The sequence below is a fragment of the Brevibacterium sp. NPDC056726 genome, assembly GCF_042790515.1.
In the GTDB taxonomy this organism is placed as follows: Bacteria; Actinomycetota; Actinomycetes; order Actinomycetales; family Brevibacteriaceae; genus Brevibacterium; species Brevibacterium sanguinis.
In genome coordinates this window covers 352239-367165 of record NZ_JBHTYZ010000005.1, presented here as the reverse complement: position 1 = coordinate 367165, position 14927 = coordinate 352239, and the positions used below count along the sequence as shown (strand labels likewise).

Annotated in this window: 14 protein-coding genes; 1 reads left to right on the top strand and 13 read right to left on the bottom strand. The window is 68.0% G+C overall.

Going from position 1 to position 14927, the window contains the following annotated elements:
• Positions 1 to 7: 7 nt before the first annotated feature.
• The 7 genes from ACFQ91_RS12880 to rpmB form a co-directional block, all read right to left on the bottom strand.
• The gene (locus tag ACFQ91_RS12880) at positions 8 to 757 is read right to left on the bottom strand and encodes a 3-hydroxybutyrate dehydrogenase (RefSeq protein ID WP_198499946.1); all 750 of its coding nucleotides are present in this window, start codon (positions 755 to 757) and stop codon (positions 8 to 10) included.
• Between the two features lie 137 nt (positions 758 to 894).
• Entirely contained in the window at positions 895 to 2250 is a 1356-nt protein-coding gene (locus tag ACFQ91_RS12875) for an MFS transporter (protein WP_269780026.1), read from the bottom strand.
• A gap of 432 nt (positions 2251 to 2682) precedes the next feature.
• Positions 2683 to 4698, bottom strand: a complete 2016-nt coding sequence (locus ACFQ91_RS12870) for a cytochrome c oxidase assembly protein (protein ID WP_232623758.1) — start codon at positions 4696 to 4698, stop codon at positions 2683 to 2685.
• A gap of 280 nt (positions 4699 to 4978) precedes the next feature.
• Positions 4979 to 5266, bottom strand: coding sequence for an HU family DNA-binding protein (locus tag ACFQ91_RS12865; protein ID WP_137824957.1), 288 nt, complete (start codon positions 5264 to 5266; stop codon positions 4979 to 4981).
• A 69-nt stretch (positions 5267 to 5335) separates the two neighbouring features.
• Complete coding sequence (gene rpsN / locus ACFQ91_RS12860; protein WP_009376593.1) at positions 5336 to 5641, bottom strand: 30S ribosomal protein S14; 306 nt, start codon at positions 5639 to 5641, stop codon at positions 5336 to 5338.
• A 6-nt stretch (positions 5642 to 5647) separates the two neighbouring features.
• Complete coding sequence (gene rpmG / locus ACFQ91_RS12855; protein ID WP_035756283.1) at positions 5648 to 5815, bottom strand: 50S ribosomal protein L33; 168 nt, start codon at positions 5813 to 5815, stop codon at positions 5648 to 5650.
• The gene (rpmB, locus tag ACFQ91_RS12850) at positions 5815 to 6051 is read right to left on the bottom strand and encodes a 50S ribosomal protein L28 (RefSeq protein ID WP_137824956.1); all 237 of its coding nucleotides are present in this window, start codon (positions 6049 to 6051) and stop codon (positions 5815 to 5817) included. The genes rpmG and rpmB overlap by 1 nt, the downstream gene beginning before the upstream one ends.
• A 713-nt stretch (positions 6052 to 6764) precedes the next feature.
• On the opposite strand from rpmB, the gene ACFQ91_RS12845 reads away from it, so the two are divergent.
• Positions 6765 to 7895: a protein kinase gene (locus ACFQ91_RS12845; RefSeq protein WP_198499948.1), complete on the top strand. Its 1131-nt coding sequence runs from the start codon at positions 6765 to 6767 to the stop codon at positions 7893 to 7895.
• Positions 7896 to 8320: 425 nt separating this feature from the next.
• On the opposite strand, the gene ACFQ91_RS12840 is transcribed toward ACFQ91_RS12845, so the two are convergent.
• The 6 genes from ACFQ91_RS12840 to ACFQ91_RS12815 form a co-directional block, all read right to left on the bottom strand.
• Positions 8321 to 9754 (bottom strand): dihydrolipoamide acetyltransferase family protein, encoded by a 1434-nt coding sequence (locus ACFQ91_RS12840; protein WP_198499949.1) that lies wholly within the window; start codon positions 9752 to 9754, stop codon positions 8321 to 8323.
• 15 nt (positions 9755 to 9769) lie between these two features.
• The gene (locus ACFQ91_RS12835; RefSeq protein WP_198499950.1) at positions 9770 to 10744 is read right to left on the bottom strand and encodes an alpha-ketoacid dehydrogenase subunit beta; all 975 of its coding nucleotides are present in this window, start codon (positions 10742 to 10744) and stop codon (positions 9770 to 9772) included.
• The gene (pdhA, locus tag ACFQ91_RS12830; RefSeq protein ID WP_198499951.1) at positions 10744 to 11898 is read right to left on the bottom strand and encodes a pyruvate dehydrogenase (acetyl-transferring) E1 component subunit alpha; all 1155 of its coding nucleotides are present in this window, start codon (positions 11896 to 11898) and stop codon (positions 10744 to 10746) included. The genes ACFQ91_RS12835 and pdhA overlap by 1 nt, the downstream gene beginning before the upstream one ends.
• 381 nt (positions 11899 to 12279) lie before the next feature.
• The gene (locus ACFQ91_RS12825) at positions 12280 to 13797 is read right to left on the bottom strand and encodes a hypothetical protein (protein ID WP_198499952.1); all 1518 of its coding nucleotides are present in this window, start codon (positions 13795 to 13797) and stop codon (positions 12280 to 12282) included.
• A complete protein-coding gene (locus tag ACFQ91_RS12820; protein WP_198499953.1) occupies positions 13794 to 14600 on the bottom strand; it encodes a hypothetical protein in 807 nt (268 codons plus the stop codon). Before ACFQ91_RS12820 ends, ACFQ91_RS12825 begins: the two co-directional genes overlap by 4 nt.
• 10 nt (positions 14601 to 14610) lie before the next feature.
• The gene (locus ACFQ91_RS12815; protein WP_137824949.1) at positions 14611 to 14856 is read right to left on the bottom strand and encodes a hypothetical protein; all 246 of its coding nucleotides are present in this window, start codon (positions 14854 to 14856) and stop codon (positions 14611 to 14613) included.
• Positions 14857 to 14927: the final 71 nt, after the last annotated feature.

The window sequence follows — 14927 nt, the reverse complement described above, 5'->3', positions numbered from 1 at the left end:
GTGCTCCTCAGGCGGCGGTCCATCCGCCGTCGACGCTGTGGGCGGCTCCGGTGACGACGCCGGCCGCATCACTGGCGAGGAAGAGGGCGAGAGCGGCGATGTCCTCGGGCTCGGCGAGCCTCGGGACCGCCGCGTGGCCGAGGAACACCTTCTCGAGCACCTCGTCCTCGCTGATCCCGTTCGTCCGCGCCTGCTCGGCGATCTGCCCCTTGACCAGCGGCGTGAGGACGTAGCCGGGGTTGATCGCATTGCACGTCACGCCGTGCGGACCGGCTTCGAGCGCCGTCGTCTTCGTCAGCCCCATGAGCCCGTGCTTGGCGGCGACGTATGCGGACTTGTTCGCCGAGGCGCGCAGCCCGTGGACGGACGAGAGGTTGATGACCCGTCCCCACCCGCGTGCGTACATCGCCGGCAGTGCCGCCTTCGTCAGCACGAACGGCGCCTCGAGCATGAGGGTCATGATGAGCCGCCACTCCTCGAGCGGGAACTCGGTGATCGGGTGGATGCGCTGGATGCCGGCGTTGTTGACGAGGATGTCGACGTCGATGTCGATCCCCTCGAGCGCCGAGGTGTCGGCGAGGTTGACCACCCAGGCCTGCCCGCCGATGGACTCGGCGACGGCGCCGGCTGCATCGGCATCGACGTCGGCGACGGTGACCGCCGCTCCGGCGGCGGCGAACGCCTCGCACATCGCCTTGCCGAGACCGGAGGCCCCGCCCGTGACGAGCGCGCGCTTGCCGGTGAGATCAACAGTCATTCCTCATCCTCTTTCCTCAATCGGGGGTTGCTCGCCGCTGCGCCTCCCGGCCCCGCACGGAGCCGTGCCCGGCCGTGGTCGTCGCCCCGCCTCGGCGAGGGGAGGACGACCACAGCCGCTGGCGACGTCCTGCCCGCTCAGCCGGCGACGACTCCGCGGCGGACCTTGTCGGCGTGGTCGAGCGAGTGGAGGTCGATGCCCTTCGTCTCGCGCGTGAAGATCAGCGCGACGAGCGAGATGAGCGCCGCCACCGCGAGGTAGATCGCGATCGGGACCGAGGAGTGGAACTCGTCGAGGAGCGCGGTCGCGATGATCGGCGCGAAGGAGCCCGCGACGATCGCCGTGACCTGGTACCCGGTCGAGACGCCGGAGTTGCGCATCCGGGTCGGGAACATCTCGGCCATGATCGCCGGCTGGCCGGCGTACATGAACCCGTGGAAGATGAGGCCCAGCAGCAGGGCGAGGAAGATGAGCCCGGGGTTGCCGGTGTCGTACATCGGGAAGGCGAAGAAGCCCCACGACGCGGTGAGGATGATGCCGATCGCGTACGGCGGTTTGCGGCCGATCCGGTCGCCGAGGGCCCCGATCATCGGCACGAGCAGCGCGTGGATCGCATGCGCGCCGAGGAGGAGGCCGAGGATCTCGCTCGCCTCGATCTGAGCGACGACCGCGAGGTAGGTGATCGAGAAGGTGACGACGAGGTAGTAGTGGATGTTCTCCACCAGCCGCAGACCCATCGCGGTGAAGACCTCACGCGGGTAGCGCTTGAAGACGGCCTTGACGCCGTAGTCGACGCCCTCCTCGATCTCCTCGGCCTGGATCTTCTCGAAGATCGGGGCGTCGGAGACCCGGGTGCGGATGTAGTAGCCGATGAGGACGATGACCGCCGAGAGCCAGAACGCGATGCGCCAGCCCCACGAGAGGAAGGCCTCTTCGCTCAGCGTCGCGGTGAGGACGAAGAGGACGCCGGTGGCGAGCAGGTTGCCCAGCGGCACGCCCGACTGCGGCCACGACGACCAGAAGCCGCGCTCCTTGTCCGGGGAGTGCTCGGCGACGAGGAGCACCGCACCGCCCCATTCGCCGCCGACCGCGAAGCCCTGGACGATGCGCAGCAGGACGAGGAGGATCGGCGCGAGGTAGCCGATCTGCCCGAACGTCGGCAGGCAGCCCATGAGGAACGTCGCGGCGCCGACGAGGATGATCGAGAGCTGCAGGAGCTTCTTGCGCCCGAACTTGTCACCGTAGTGGCCGAAGACGATGCCGCCGATGGGACGGGCGATGAAGCCGACGGCGTAGGTCGCGAAGCCGAGCAGGATCGGCGTGAGCGGATTGTCCGACGGCGGGAACAGGATGTGGTTGAACACCAGCGTCGCCGCTGACCCGTAGAGGAAGAACTCGTACCATTCGACGACCGTGCCGGCCATCGACGCGGCGACGACCTTGCGCAGCTGCGCGCGCACCGACTTCCTCTCCGTGGGGCTCTGTGCACTCATGACTCTCCTCGATTTCTCCGATCCGCGCCGCGACTCTGCGGGCTGATCGTGCTGACCTGTCACCGTGTCCGGTGCCGCGGCCGTGGCGAGGGTCTCGGCGATGAGAGCTCTCACGGGCCTGCGCGCACCGTCCTCACCGTGAGCCGGTGATGGCGGTTCCCTCTCAGTGTGCGCCACTTCACAGGCGATTGGGATGCGCAGAGGCGCGAAAACGAGAATTTCCTGTGCATATTCGTGCACAGCGGGTGTGCGTCGTGTGCAGATGAACGCGCCCTCGCCGAGGCGGTCGGACGTCCCGTGCGTCAGCGGAGTCAGGGTGGCGCCGGGACGGCTGCGGCGCCGGAGTGCCGACGCGCTCTGACGTCCCGCCCGTCAGCGCAGGCGCACTGCCGGCGAGGTCATCCGGTCACGAGGACCAGTGCCCCGGCGGGGTCAGCTGCGGCGCTGTTCGGCGCGGGAGTCGCTTTCGGCGATCGTCGCGAGCATGTCGTTGTACGCGCGCAGCTCGGCGTCGTTCGTCCGGGCCTCGCGCCGGTCGACCCGTTTGGCTTCGCGATCCGAGGACTTCGACCACTGGAAGGCGACCATGATCGCGAGGAACAGGGTCGGCAGCTCGCCGATGCCCCACGCGATCGCACCGCCGCGCTGTTGATCCTCGATCGCGGTGTATCCCCAGTCGGTGCCCATGTTGCCGAACCAATTGCCCTCGATGAGGACTTCGGAGCTGAGCAGGGAGATGCCGAAGAACGCGTGGAAGGCCATCGTGATGAGCAGCGTGAGCAGCCGCAGCGGGTACGGGAACCGCTTGACCCCGGGGTCGACGCCGATGAGCGACTGCGCGAAGAGATAGCCGGCGCCGAGGAAGTGGAAGATCATCAGCTCGTGCCCGAGGTGGTACTCGAGCGCGTAGCGCATGAGACCCGCGTAGTAGAAGACGACGAGGGAGCCGGCGAAGTTGACGCTCGCGACGACGGGGTTCGCGAGGAACCGCAGGAACGGCGTGTGGACGAGCCAGAGCACCCATTCGCGGATGCCGCGGGAGCCGTCGGTGCGCGGGGTCGTCGCCCGCATGAGCATGGTGATCGGCGCACCGAGGACCATGGGGATCGGCACGACCATGACGAGCAGCATGTGCTGGATCATGTGCGCGGAGAACTGGACCTCGCCGTAGACGACGGGGCCGCCGGAGGTGACGTAGATGAGGAGCACCATGCCGACGAGCCAGCAGACGAGGCGCGCGATCGACCAGGAATCACCTCGGCGCTTGAGATGGATGAACCCGGCGACGTACGCGATGCCCAGGCCCACGGCGATGACGAGCCACAGCGGGTCGACCGACCATTCGGTGAAGTAGCGGGAGAACGTCGGCTGCGGCGGCAGCGGCTCTCCGGAGAGGATCTCCGAGGGTGTGGGGTTGCCGACCGGCTCCTGGGGCACGGGCGGCTGCGACCGGGCCAGCGCGGCGGCCAGGCCCATGGTCGCGCCGAAGATGACGAACTCGGCGATGATGAGGCGCCAGAACTCCACCGTCACCGAGGCGACGGTGCCGAGGCGGGCGATGACGTAGCGGCGGTGCCAGAAGCCGATGAGGCCGAGGAGGACCGTGCCGATGACCTTGCCGATGATGACCTGCCCGTAGGGGGTCATGAGGTCCCCGACGGACTGGACGCGCAGGAGCGAGTTGACGACGCCGGAGAACGCGACGAGGACGAACGCGAAGAGCGCGAACGACGAGTACCGGCTGATGATCGTGCTCAGGTGCGGTGACGTCGCGAGGCGACCGCCGAGGAGGGCGACGACGAGGAGGCCGCCGAGCCAGATCGTGACGCCGAGGAGGTGGAGGCCGATGCTGTTGACGGCCTGGGTGTGGCCCGAGGCCTGCGCGGAGTGGCCCATGAGCGCCATGGGGATCATCACGCCGATGGAGATGAGCCCGGCGAACGCGATGCCCAGGTAGGACCGGGAGCCGAAGCACAGCGTCGAGGCGATGGCGATGAGGACGACGATGAGCGTCCACAGCTGACCGAAGGCGATCTGCGTGACGAAGACGCCGAGCTGGTTGGAGAAGTCGATGTAGGCCTGGGCGCCGACGGTGTCCATGAAGGTGAAGATGAGGACGGCGACCGCGGAGACGGTCCACGCCACCGAGGCGACCTCGGCGATCTTCAGGGACTTCTCCCAGAGCGCGTCGAGCGGCGGCTGGTCGGCCTCACCGGCCTTCTTCCCGCCCTTGTGCCGTGTGCGACCCTGCGTGCGCGGGAGGATGAGGAGGGCGAAGAGGAGGGACCCGATGGTCACCGACATCGCGACGTTGAAGAGGGACTTGGCCGCGGGGAGTCCGAAGCGGACGACACGGCCGGGGTCGTTGAGCAGCGTCGCCTCGGCGGCGCCGGTGTAGAGCATCGCGAGGAATGCGACGATGAGGCCGACGACCACGACGATGGGCACGGCAGCCCGCGTTGTGAAACCGACGAGCGGTGCAATGATCTTGGAGGTCACTGGTGCCTGCCCGCCGCTGAATCCATAGCCTCAAGGATATCGTCCCGGGGTTCGCCCCTGCCAATTCGCACCCGCCGAGGTGGCGCAGATCTCCCTGGGAATCCGCGCTCAGCGGCACCCGGCGTGCACGGACACGGTGCCCCGCCTCGGCGAGGGATGCCTCAGCCCGGACAGCAGAAGACCCGGACCGATGATCGATCCGGGTCTTCGTGCGCGTGAAGCGCGAAGGTCACTTCGGGGCGCCGGCGGCAGCCTTGAGCTTCGAACCAGCGGACAGCTTGACGGAGTAGCCGGCCTTGATCTGGATCTCTTCACCGGTCTGCGGGTTGCGGCCCTTGCGAGCGGCACGCTCGGTGCGCTCGACGGAGAGCCAGCCCGGGATGGTGAGCTTCTCGCCCTTGTCGACGACGTCGGAGAAGACATCGAAGACTCCGTCGAGAACATCCGAGACCTGCTTCTGGGTCAGGCCGGACTTCTCGGCAACTTCTGCAACGAGCTCACTGCGGTTCTTAGCCATAAAAGTGTCCTCCTTAGGACAAGTCGGTCGGTTACCGGTCCGTTTTTCCGATAACGAACTTCCTCGAGATTACCAGCTGGACTTCGTGATGCCCGGCAACTCGCCGTCGTGTGCCATTTCGCGGAAGCGGACACGGGAGAGTCCGAACTTGCGCAGGTAGCCGCGGGGGCGGCCGTCAACCTGGTCACGATTGCGCACGCGCACTGGCGAGGCATCGCGAGGAAGCTTCTGCAGGCCGAGGCGTGCTTCTTCACGCTGCTCGTCGGTGCTGTCGGGGTGGGTGAGCTGACGCTTGAGGGCCGCGCGGCGCTCTGCGTAGCGTTCGACGATGACGCGACGCTGCTTGTCGCGGGCGATCTTGGACTTCTTGGCCATGTGCGCTCAGCGCTCCTCTCGGAAATCGACGTGCTTGCGGACGACGGGATCGTACTTCTTGAGCACGATGCGGTCCGGGTTGTTGCGGCGGTTCTTGCGGGTCACGTAGGTGTACCCGGTGCCGGCGGTCGACTTGAGCTTGATGATCGGACGAACGTCTTGTGCCTTCGCCATCAGAGCTTCACTCCCTTGGCAATGAGTTCGGCGACCACGGAGTCGATGCCGCGCACGTCGATGACCTTGATGCCCTTGGCGGACACGTTGAGGGTGACGTTGCGACGCAGCGACGGAACGTAGTAGCGCTTCGTCTGAATGTTCGGGTTGAAGCGGCGCTTGGTGCGGCGCTTCGAGTGGGACACATTGTGTCCGAAACCGGGAACGGCCCCGGTGACTTGGCAGGTTGCTGCCATGACTCTCCTCCAGTTCACAAGTTACCGACTCTCGAAACAAGCCCGAGCTGAACCGGTCGACGGTCCTTAACTCGCTTGCGCCGATGTCGGAAGACATCAACAAATTCTCGCGATGCTGCTGTGCTCACGCGGGCCCGGGCAGGGACGTCGAGGGACGTTCCGGTGGGTCCGAGTCGCAAGCACGCGGCGTTCGCAATGGAAATTGTGTACGCCGAAACAGGCTTGCCCGTTCGGGCGAGATGTCTCACCAGCGCTGAAGCCGTAGCCTGTGAGAGATGGCCGAAGCTGGAGTGCAGCGGTGGGTGAGCACCATGTCGGTCATAGCAGATCCGTCGAGGACGGGCCCGTTACGACACAACAGACATCTAGTTTAGAGACGATCCGGCCTTCAGAGCAAATTCACACGCTCCCCGGATTCGCGGGGCTCGCGCCGAGGCGGCGGGCAGATCGGATCAACGACCGTTGCCGCATGGTGGCGACCGCTGCGCACCCACGTCGCCCGAGTTCGCGCGGATCCCGCGCTCCCTGCCGTGGTCGCATGGGTGTTCGCCGTCGTCAGGGGGCCGCCGACGGGCGTCTCGGCGCCGTTCTCAGGGTCCGACCGCCTCGGCGAGGAAGGGCATGCCAGAGCGCCGCGACCGTGTTGAAGGTCCACCGAACTCGTGCCAAGGTAAGAAGATGATTGCCACCACATCTGGCACTCTGGAGGACAGATGAGCGACGTTCCACCGAGGCCGCGCATCCGTCCCGCGACCAGTGATGACTGGGATTCGTCCGATCGATCCGGCCGGAGCCCGCAGCCCGGGTCGCAGGGAGCGGATGCCCACTCAGCCGATGCCGAGTTCGACGGTTCGACCTACTACGAATACATCGAACGTCACACCGGCGACCTTCCCCTATCGCGAACTCGTCGGGCCAACGTCTTCGCCCCCGCGGGCAGCTCGCCGTTCCAGGACCATGTCAATGCCGCCGGCAGCGGTACCCGTGCTCGTTCAGCCGGCCATGCCGCCGGCTATGCCCGGCACTCGGGTGCGCCCTCTCAGGGGGCCGGTGTCGGCTCTGACTCGGGCGGGGCAGGGACATTCGGGCCTGGCGTTTCCGGGGCGGGCGGTTCGAGTGCTGCCGGTTCTGGGGCGTCCGGTTCGGGTGCGGCCGGATACGGGCCTGGTGGTTATGGTCCTGGAGGCTACGGTCCCGGGGGTTATAGTTCCGGGGGTTACGGCCCGGGGGGTCCGAATTCGGGCATCGGCCAGGCCGTCTCCGACTCCGGCCCGCGCAAGGGATCGGTTACGAAGGTCGTCATCGTCATCGCCGCGATCCTCGCGGTTCTCGCGCTCCTCGGCTATTTCGGAGCGCGCTGGCTCGCCCCCGAATCCGGCACAGTGCCCGTCGACGTCGGCGGAGAGGAATCGGCCTCGGCAGCGCCGACGCCCTCGGACGAACTCGTCCAGCCCACCGGGACGCCGGAGGAGGAGCTCGACGGCTTCGTGAAGTCGGGCACCGAGGCGGCCGCGGGCCTCGAAGGCCAGTGGGTCACCCAGGTGAGCGCGAAGAAGGTCGGGCTCGAGGCCGACGGCAAGACGTGGTCGGCGCAGGACATCCTCGACGAGTTCAAAGCGAACCAGGTGAAGTATCCCGGGTCGATCCTCATCTACAGCGGCGACTGGAGTGCCTACAAGTCCGGCGACTACTGGGTGACGGTCGTCGACACCGGCTACAGCGATGCGAAGCCGGCGCTCGACAAGTGCCGTTCGTGGGGTCTCGACCGCGACCACTGCCTCGCCAAGCGACTCGTCAAGGACGGCGAGTACTCCGAGGACAACAGCGCCTACCTCGACAGCTGACACCAGGGCACCGCTCGTGTGCAGCGGCGCAGACGACCCGCCGCGCTACGCCCTCCACTGAGCGGCAAACACAACCCGTGGCTTCGCATGCCCTCCGCCGAGCTCCACAACCGTCGCGTCCACGAGGGGTCTGTGGAGTTCAGGGTAGTTGTCGGCTGAGTCCGCCTCCCCCAGGTGCCAGAAGCATCAGCCCCGGCATTCAGCGACGCACCTGTCGCGAAGCCGGCAACCCGCAACGGCTCGCCCTCCGCTGAGCGGCATACACAACCCGTGGCTTCGCGCGCACTACGCTGAGCTCCACAACCGTCGCGTCCACGAGGGGTCTGTGGAGCTCAGGGTAGTGGTCGGCTGAGTTTGCCTCCCCCAGACGAGCGAAGCCGCCCATCACCTCGCGCGCGAGGTGATGGGCGGCTTCAGCGTCGGCCTCAGGCCAGGAGGACGCTCGGATCCTCAAGGCCGCGACCGACATCGGCGAGGAACTTCGAGATGATCTCGCCGTCGACGACGCGGTGGTCGGCGCTCACGGACAGAGTCGTGATCTCACGCGGCACGATCTCGTCGTCGACGACCCACGGCTTCTTCCGGATCTGCCCGAAGGCGAGGATCGCGGCTTCACCGGGGTTGATGATCGGCGTTCCGGCATCGACGCCGAACACGCCGACATTCGTGATGGTGATCGTGCCTCCGGCCTGGTCAGCGGGAGGAGTCTTGCCCGAACGAGCCAGGGCCGTGAGCTCCTGCATCTCCTGCGCCAGCTGCGTGAGGCCCATCGTGTGCGCGTTCTTGATGTTCGGCACGATGAGTCCGCGCGGCGTGGCGGCAGCGATCCCGAGGTTGACGTACTTCTTGACGACGATGTCATCGCCGTCGAGTGTCGAGTTGATCCGCGGGTTCCGCGCAACCGCCCAGGCCACCGCCTTCGCGACGATGAGCAGCGGAGACACCCGCACATCCTCCCCGAGGACCTTCGACGCCTTGAGACGACGGACGAACGCCATCGTCTCGGTGACGTCGACGTCGAGGAACTCGGTGACGTGCGGCATCGTGAACGCCGAGTCGACCATCGCCTTGGCCATCATCTTCACAACGCCCTTGAACGGGATCCGCTCCTCGAGGGCGTCCGCGTCGACACTCGCCGAGGCGGTCGGCCCAGCCGCGGTCGCCCCAGTCGCAGCAGGTGCCGCGGTGCCGTCGGCCGCAGCCTGCACATCGGCGCGCGTGACCTCACCGCGGGATCCGGTCGGCGTCACCGATGCGAGGTCGATGCCGAGGTCCTTCGCGAGCTTGCGCACCGGCGGCTTGGCCAGCGGCTTGCCCGCCGAGGCGGTCTCGGCCGACGCAGCCGCACCATCGGACGCGGCCGGCCCGGCTTCAGGCTGCGCGGGCGCAGGCGCGGCGGGAGCGGAAGACTGTGCCGTGCCCGAGGTCTCCGCGGCACTCGACTGCGACGGGGCGACCGACCCGCCCTTGCGCGGACGGCGCTTCGATGAGGCGGCCTTGGCGCCGTACCCGACGAGGGTGGCACCGCCTTCGTCGTCGCTGGTTACAGCACCGTCAGAGTCCGGGGCGGTCGCCTCGGCGTGCGGTGCGCTCATCGTCTCCGCGCCCGCGCCGGCGTCTTCGGCACCTCCGAAGCGGATGATCGGGGTCCCGACCTCGACGGTCTGCCCCTCCTCGACGAGGAGGGCGCCGACGGTCCCGGCCTGCGGGCTCGGGAGTTCGACGAGGGACTTCGCGGTCTCGATCTCGACGAGGATCTGGTTGACCGTCACCTCGTCGCCGGGTGCCACCTTCCAGGACACGATGTCCGCCTCGGTGAGGCCTTCGCCGACGTCGGGAAGAGGGAATTCGAACGCCATTCTTGCTTCCTTTCGTCAGTAGGACAGGGCCCGGTCGACACCGTCGAAGATGCGATCGAGATCGGGCAGGTAGTGCTCTTCCATCCGCGAGCCGGGGTACGGCGTGTGGTAGCCGCCGACGCGGATGACCGGGGCTTCGAGGTTGAAGAAGCAGCGCTCGGAGATGCGGGCGGCGATCTCCGACCCGAGGCCGAGGAACGTCGGCGCCTCGTGGGCGACGACGAGTCGGCCTGTCTTCTGGACGGACTTCTCGATCGTCGTGAAGTCGATCGGGTTGAGGCTGCGGAGGTCGATGAGCTCGACGCTCTTGCCCTCCTCGGCGGCGGCCGCGACGACATCGGCCGCGGTGGGCACGAGCGGCCCGTAGGCCACGAGGGTGACGTCGGTGCCCTCGGACACGACGCGGGCGTCGTGCATGCCGAGGTCCTTCGCCGAGGTGTCGACGTCCCCGCGCTGCCAGTACCGGCGCTTGGGTTCGAAGAACATCACCGGGTCGTCGCTGCGGATCGCCTCCTGGATCATCCAGTACGCGTCGTTGGCGTTCGACGGGCTGATGAGCTTGAGTCCCGCATGGTGGGCGAAGACGGTCTCGGGGCTCTCCGAGTGGTGCTCGGGAGAGCCGATGCCGCCGCCGTAGGGCACGCGGATGACCATCGGGATGCGCTCGCTGCCCAGGGTGCGGTTGTAGAGCTTGGCGACCTGGGTGACGATCTGGTCGTAGGCGGGGAAGATGAACGCGTCGAACTGGATCTCGACGACGGGCCGGTAGCCGCGGATCGCCATGCCGATCGAGGTGCCGACGATGCCGGATTCGGCGAGCGGCGCATCGATGACGCGCTGCGGCCCGAAGTCCTTCTGCAGGCCCTCGGTGACGCGGAAGACACCGCCGAGCTTGCCGATGTCCTCACCAATGAGGACGACCTTCGGGTCGTCCTCCATGGCCTTGCGCAGACCGGCTGTGATCGCCTTGGAAAGCGGAAGTTTCTCCATCAGGCCTCACCTGCATCGGCGAATGAGGACTGGTACGCGAGGTACTCCGCACGTTCCTCATCGACGAGGGGGTGAGGTTCGGAGGTGACGTGAGCGAACATCTCGACACCGTCGGGGTCTTCCATGGTCATGCAGTTGTGGCGGATGCGCGCAGCGAGCGTGTCCGCCTCGGCGTCGACCTCGGCGAAGAACGACTCATCGGTGTCCGAGTGCTTCTCGAGGTAGGCGCGCAGACGGGTGATCGGGTCGCGGTCGGCCCAGATCTCCTCTTCGGCGCGGTCGCGGTACTTCGTCGGGTCGTCGGCGGTGGTGTGCGCACCGCGACGGTACGTGTAGGCCTCGATGAGCATCGGGCCGTTGCCGGAGCGCACCGAGTCGAGGCTCGCGCGGGCCACGGCGTACATCGCGATGATGTCGTTGCCGTCGACGCGGATGCCGGGCACGCCGAATCCCTCGCCGCGCTTGTAGAGCGGGGCCGGGGTCTGAACGTTCGTCGGCTCGGAGATCGCCCACTGGTTGTTCTGGCAGAAGAAGAGCACGGGGGCGTGGAAGGCGCCGGCGAAGGTCAGCGCCTCCGAGACGTCGCCCTGCGAGGTCGCACCGTCGCCGAAGCAGGCGATGGCGACCGTGTCGCCTTCGAGGTCACCGGTGCCGACGTCGCCGTCCATCGACACGCCCATGGCGTAGCCGGCGGCGTGGAGGGTCTGCGAGCCGATGACGATCGTGTACGTGTGGAAGCGGTGCTCCTGCGGGTCCCAGCCACCGTGGTTCTGGCCGCGGAAGATGCCGAGCAGCGTTTCGGGTTCGACGCCGCGGGTGTACGCGAGGCCGTGCTCACGGTAGGTGGGGAAGACGAAGTCCTGGGGGCGGGCGGCGCGGCCCATGCCGATCTGGGCGGCCTCCTGGCCGAACATCGGGGCCCACAGTCCCAGCTGACCCTGGCGCTGCAGGGCTGCGCCCTCCGCGTCGACGCGGCGGACGAGGACCATGTCCCGGTAGAACCCGCGCAGATCCTCATCGGTGAGCTCTGCGGCGAAGGCGTCGTACTCGCCCGAGGCAACGCGGTTGCCGTCCTCGGTGAGCATCTGAATCATGCGAGGCTCCGCTGACTGACTGTGGGCAGTCCCGGATCCCACTGAAATGTTCGAGGTCATTTCAGCTCTCCTTATTCTCAAGGTCCATACAGCACCGGAGGTGACCGGTGGCGGACAGTGTGCTGCGGGCAACGCCTCTGGTGGAAGGAATCGCCCTCGCGTGATCTGATTCACAGGTACCCCTACGATACAGAATCCGGGGTGCCCGTGCCACCGCCAGGGTGCTGTCGGCACCGCTGCGAACCGGTGGTCCGCATCGACGTCGAAATGCATCGGTCGTGGTCAGCCTACGGATGGCACCGATGGCCTGGCGGGCGTCGCCAAAGGCCGGAGGCGGAATTGTCGATCCTCGCCGAGGTGGTTGGGAGTCCGACCACCGCACGTGAAAGAGTCGCATGTCGAAGGGTTGCCTGTCAGACGGTGTCGGCAATCCCGTGCCACTCACCTCCGCTTCCGCTTGCCCTGGTAGTCCCTCGTCTCCGTGATGTCTCCGGAGAAGAACCCGGCGTTGCGGGTGGTGAAGCGCCGCAGAGCCGGGTGTCCGGCGCCGACCATGAGGGCCAGGGAGGCCGAGTACGCCGCGGAGGAATGCGCGGCGCCGGCCGAGGAGAACATCTCGTCGAGTTCGGCGTCGGACTTGTCGGCGAGGTTCGGGGCCTTCCGCAGCTCGTCGGGGTCGTAGTCGACGGTGATCGTCGTCCAGCGGTCCCGGGCGGGGTCTTCGTTCCCGTCGAGGTCGGGCACGAGGTCCTGTTCGTGTTCGATGGCGAGCACGTCGACGCTCTCATCGATGGCGAAGTCGGAGATCGGGGCGCCGACGGTGACGAGTGCCGTGACGTTGACATCGGCGAGGAATGCCGGATCCGCGGCGAGGGAGCCGGCGGTGATGCCGCCCTGGGAGTAGCCGACGAGCATGACCTCGGCGTCGCTGCCGATCCCGGCGTCGGCGATCGCCTGCCGGACCATTTCGCGCATCACGGTGTCGTTGCCGGCCATGCCCTCGACGTTCGTCGTCAGATCGGTCGTGTTCTCCCCCGGCTCCGGCGACCAGTCGGTGGTGGCCGGCACGTAGACGATGTAGCGGGTCGTGCCGTCGGGTGACCTCACCTCCTCGATGCGCACCTGTCCCGAGTCGACGCCGCGGTGCTGCGCGGCCTCCCTGCTGTAGAGCTCGGCGACATCGGCCGGCGGCTGCGCATGGGCGGGGGTGAGACCCTCCGCCTTCCACACCTCGACCTCGGAGGGGGTGAGGAGGCCGACGAGGTTCGCCGCGGCGAGCACCCAAGCGGTCATCGATCCGGAGTCGTGGGGCCACAGGGTGGTGTCGCTGTCGACGGCGAGCAGCTGCGGCGGCAGACCGAGGAAGCCGACGACCATGCCGGGCAGGACGTGTTCGATGACGGCGCCCGTGGCGTCCGAGTTCTCGAACACGAGGCGGGTGAGATCCTCCTTGAGCCGATCCGTCGTCTGCGCGAGGTCGATCCCGAACTGCTGCTCGACGAGGTCGTCGGCACCGACCGCGTCGAGGACCGTGGCCGCGGCGTAGACGGGGATCCCGACGACGAGCGCCGCAGGGATGACGACGGGCAGGCTGATGGCGATGACGCGGCCGGTGACGTAGCCGAGTCCGTCGAGGAGGCCGCCGAAGACCTCGCTCACCCCCTTCTCCGCCTCCCGGTAGGCGAGCGCGGCCGTCCGGATCGCGAGCGTCGTGGCCTCGAGTTCGAGGAGGACGACGGTGAGCTGCTGGTGGTAGACGATCCGTGCGCGGTCGAGGTTGAGGGCGGTCAGCGGCGAGGGCACCTGGGTGAGCAGGGTGGCGAGGTCGAAGTCGGCGACAGCACCGGCGGCATTGAGATCGCCGATGCGCCGGACGATCCGTTCGAGGTCGGTGCCGCTGAGCTCGGCCCGGTCATCGATCGTCATCCGCCCGCCGCCGCGGGTGCGCGTCGCGATCATCGGGCCGCCTCCTCGGTGCGGCAGAGCTCGGCGAGGGTGGCCGCGATGAGCATCCGCACCGCCTCGGCGCCGACGTCCTCCATCTCCGCCACGGTCACCCCGGCCGTGCCGCGCTCGAGGAGCGGACGGTGCCACGAGTCGCCCTGCCGGTGGAGGAACTCCATCCCGGACCGGTTCCGCACCCCGGCATACGTGAGGGTGAGGACGCAGTCACCGGTGATGAGGTCGGTGAGCTCCTCACCGACGACGGCGAGATCGGTGATGTCGAGGCGGCGGAGGAACTCGAACCCGGCGAAGTCGGAGAAGTCCGTGCCGCGCAGGGCGAGCATCGCCAGGGCGGTGTCGGCGCAGACGGCGATCTCGAGGGTGAGGGCGGCGTCAGCGCCGCCGACGACGATGCCGAGCCGGAACCGCGTGAGGTTGAGTTCGCTCGCGAAGCCGGCGAGCCAGGCGGAGAGGACGTCGAGGTCGCGGGGTCGGACGACGTCGGTAGGATGTTCGCGCAGGCCGGCCGCGGTCGGGGTGACGACCATTCCCGCCGAGGCGGTCGCCCGGGATCCGGTGGTGCCGGCACGGTCACCGGTGGGCAGCAGCTGCTTCGGCCACAGACAGCGCAGGCGGTGGGGCAGCCGGCGGATCCGCTCGAGATCGACGGTGATCCACCGGGTGCCGAGCACGCTGTCCTTGGCCGCCGCCCGGTCGTGGTTGAGCACGTGCCGGGATGCGAGCAGCCGCTTGGCGGCGCGGTGTTCCTCGGCATCCCCGTCTGCGGCGTGCCCGTGGCCTGCTTCCGTCACGATCATCCCCTCCCTCTCACAATTGGATCCGTCCGCCGACGGAGACGACCTGCAGATGGAGGTCGTAGGCTTCGGCGAGATCGTCGGCCCGGTCGGCGAGACCCGCGATCGCCTCGGCGCACGAACCGAGCCGGTCGACGAGCATCCGGCCGGCGGGCGAATCCCACCCGTCGATCTGCCGGGCCGCGGTCGCGAGCGAGCGCAGCTCGTTGGCCCGCTGCCGCCACCCGTCGCGGCTGGCCGCGAGTTCGTCGGTGATCATCGCTCCTTCCCCTTCCCCTGTACGAGCCGTGTCCCCGTTGGTCGCGCGAGGCCAGTGCGAGCCGCGCTCCT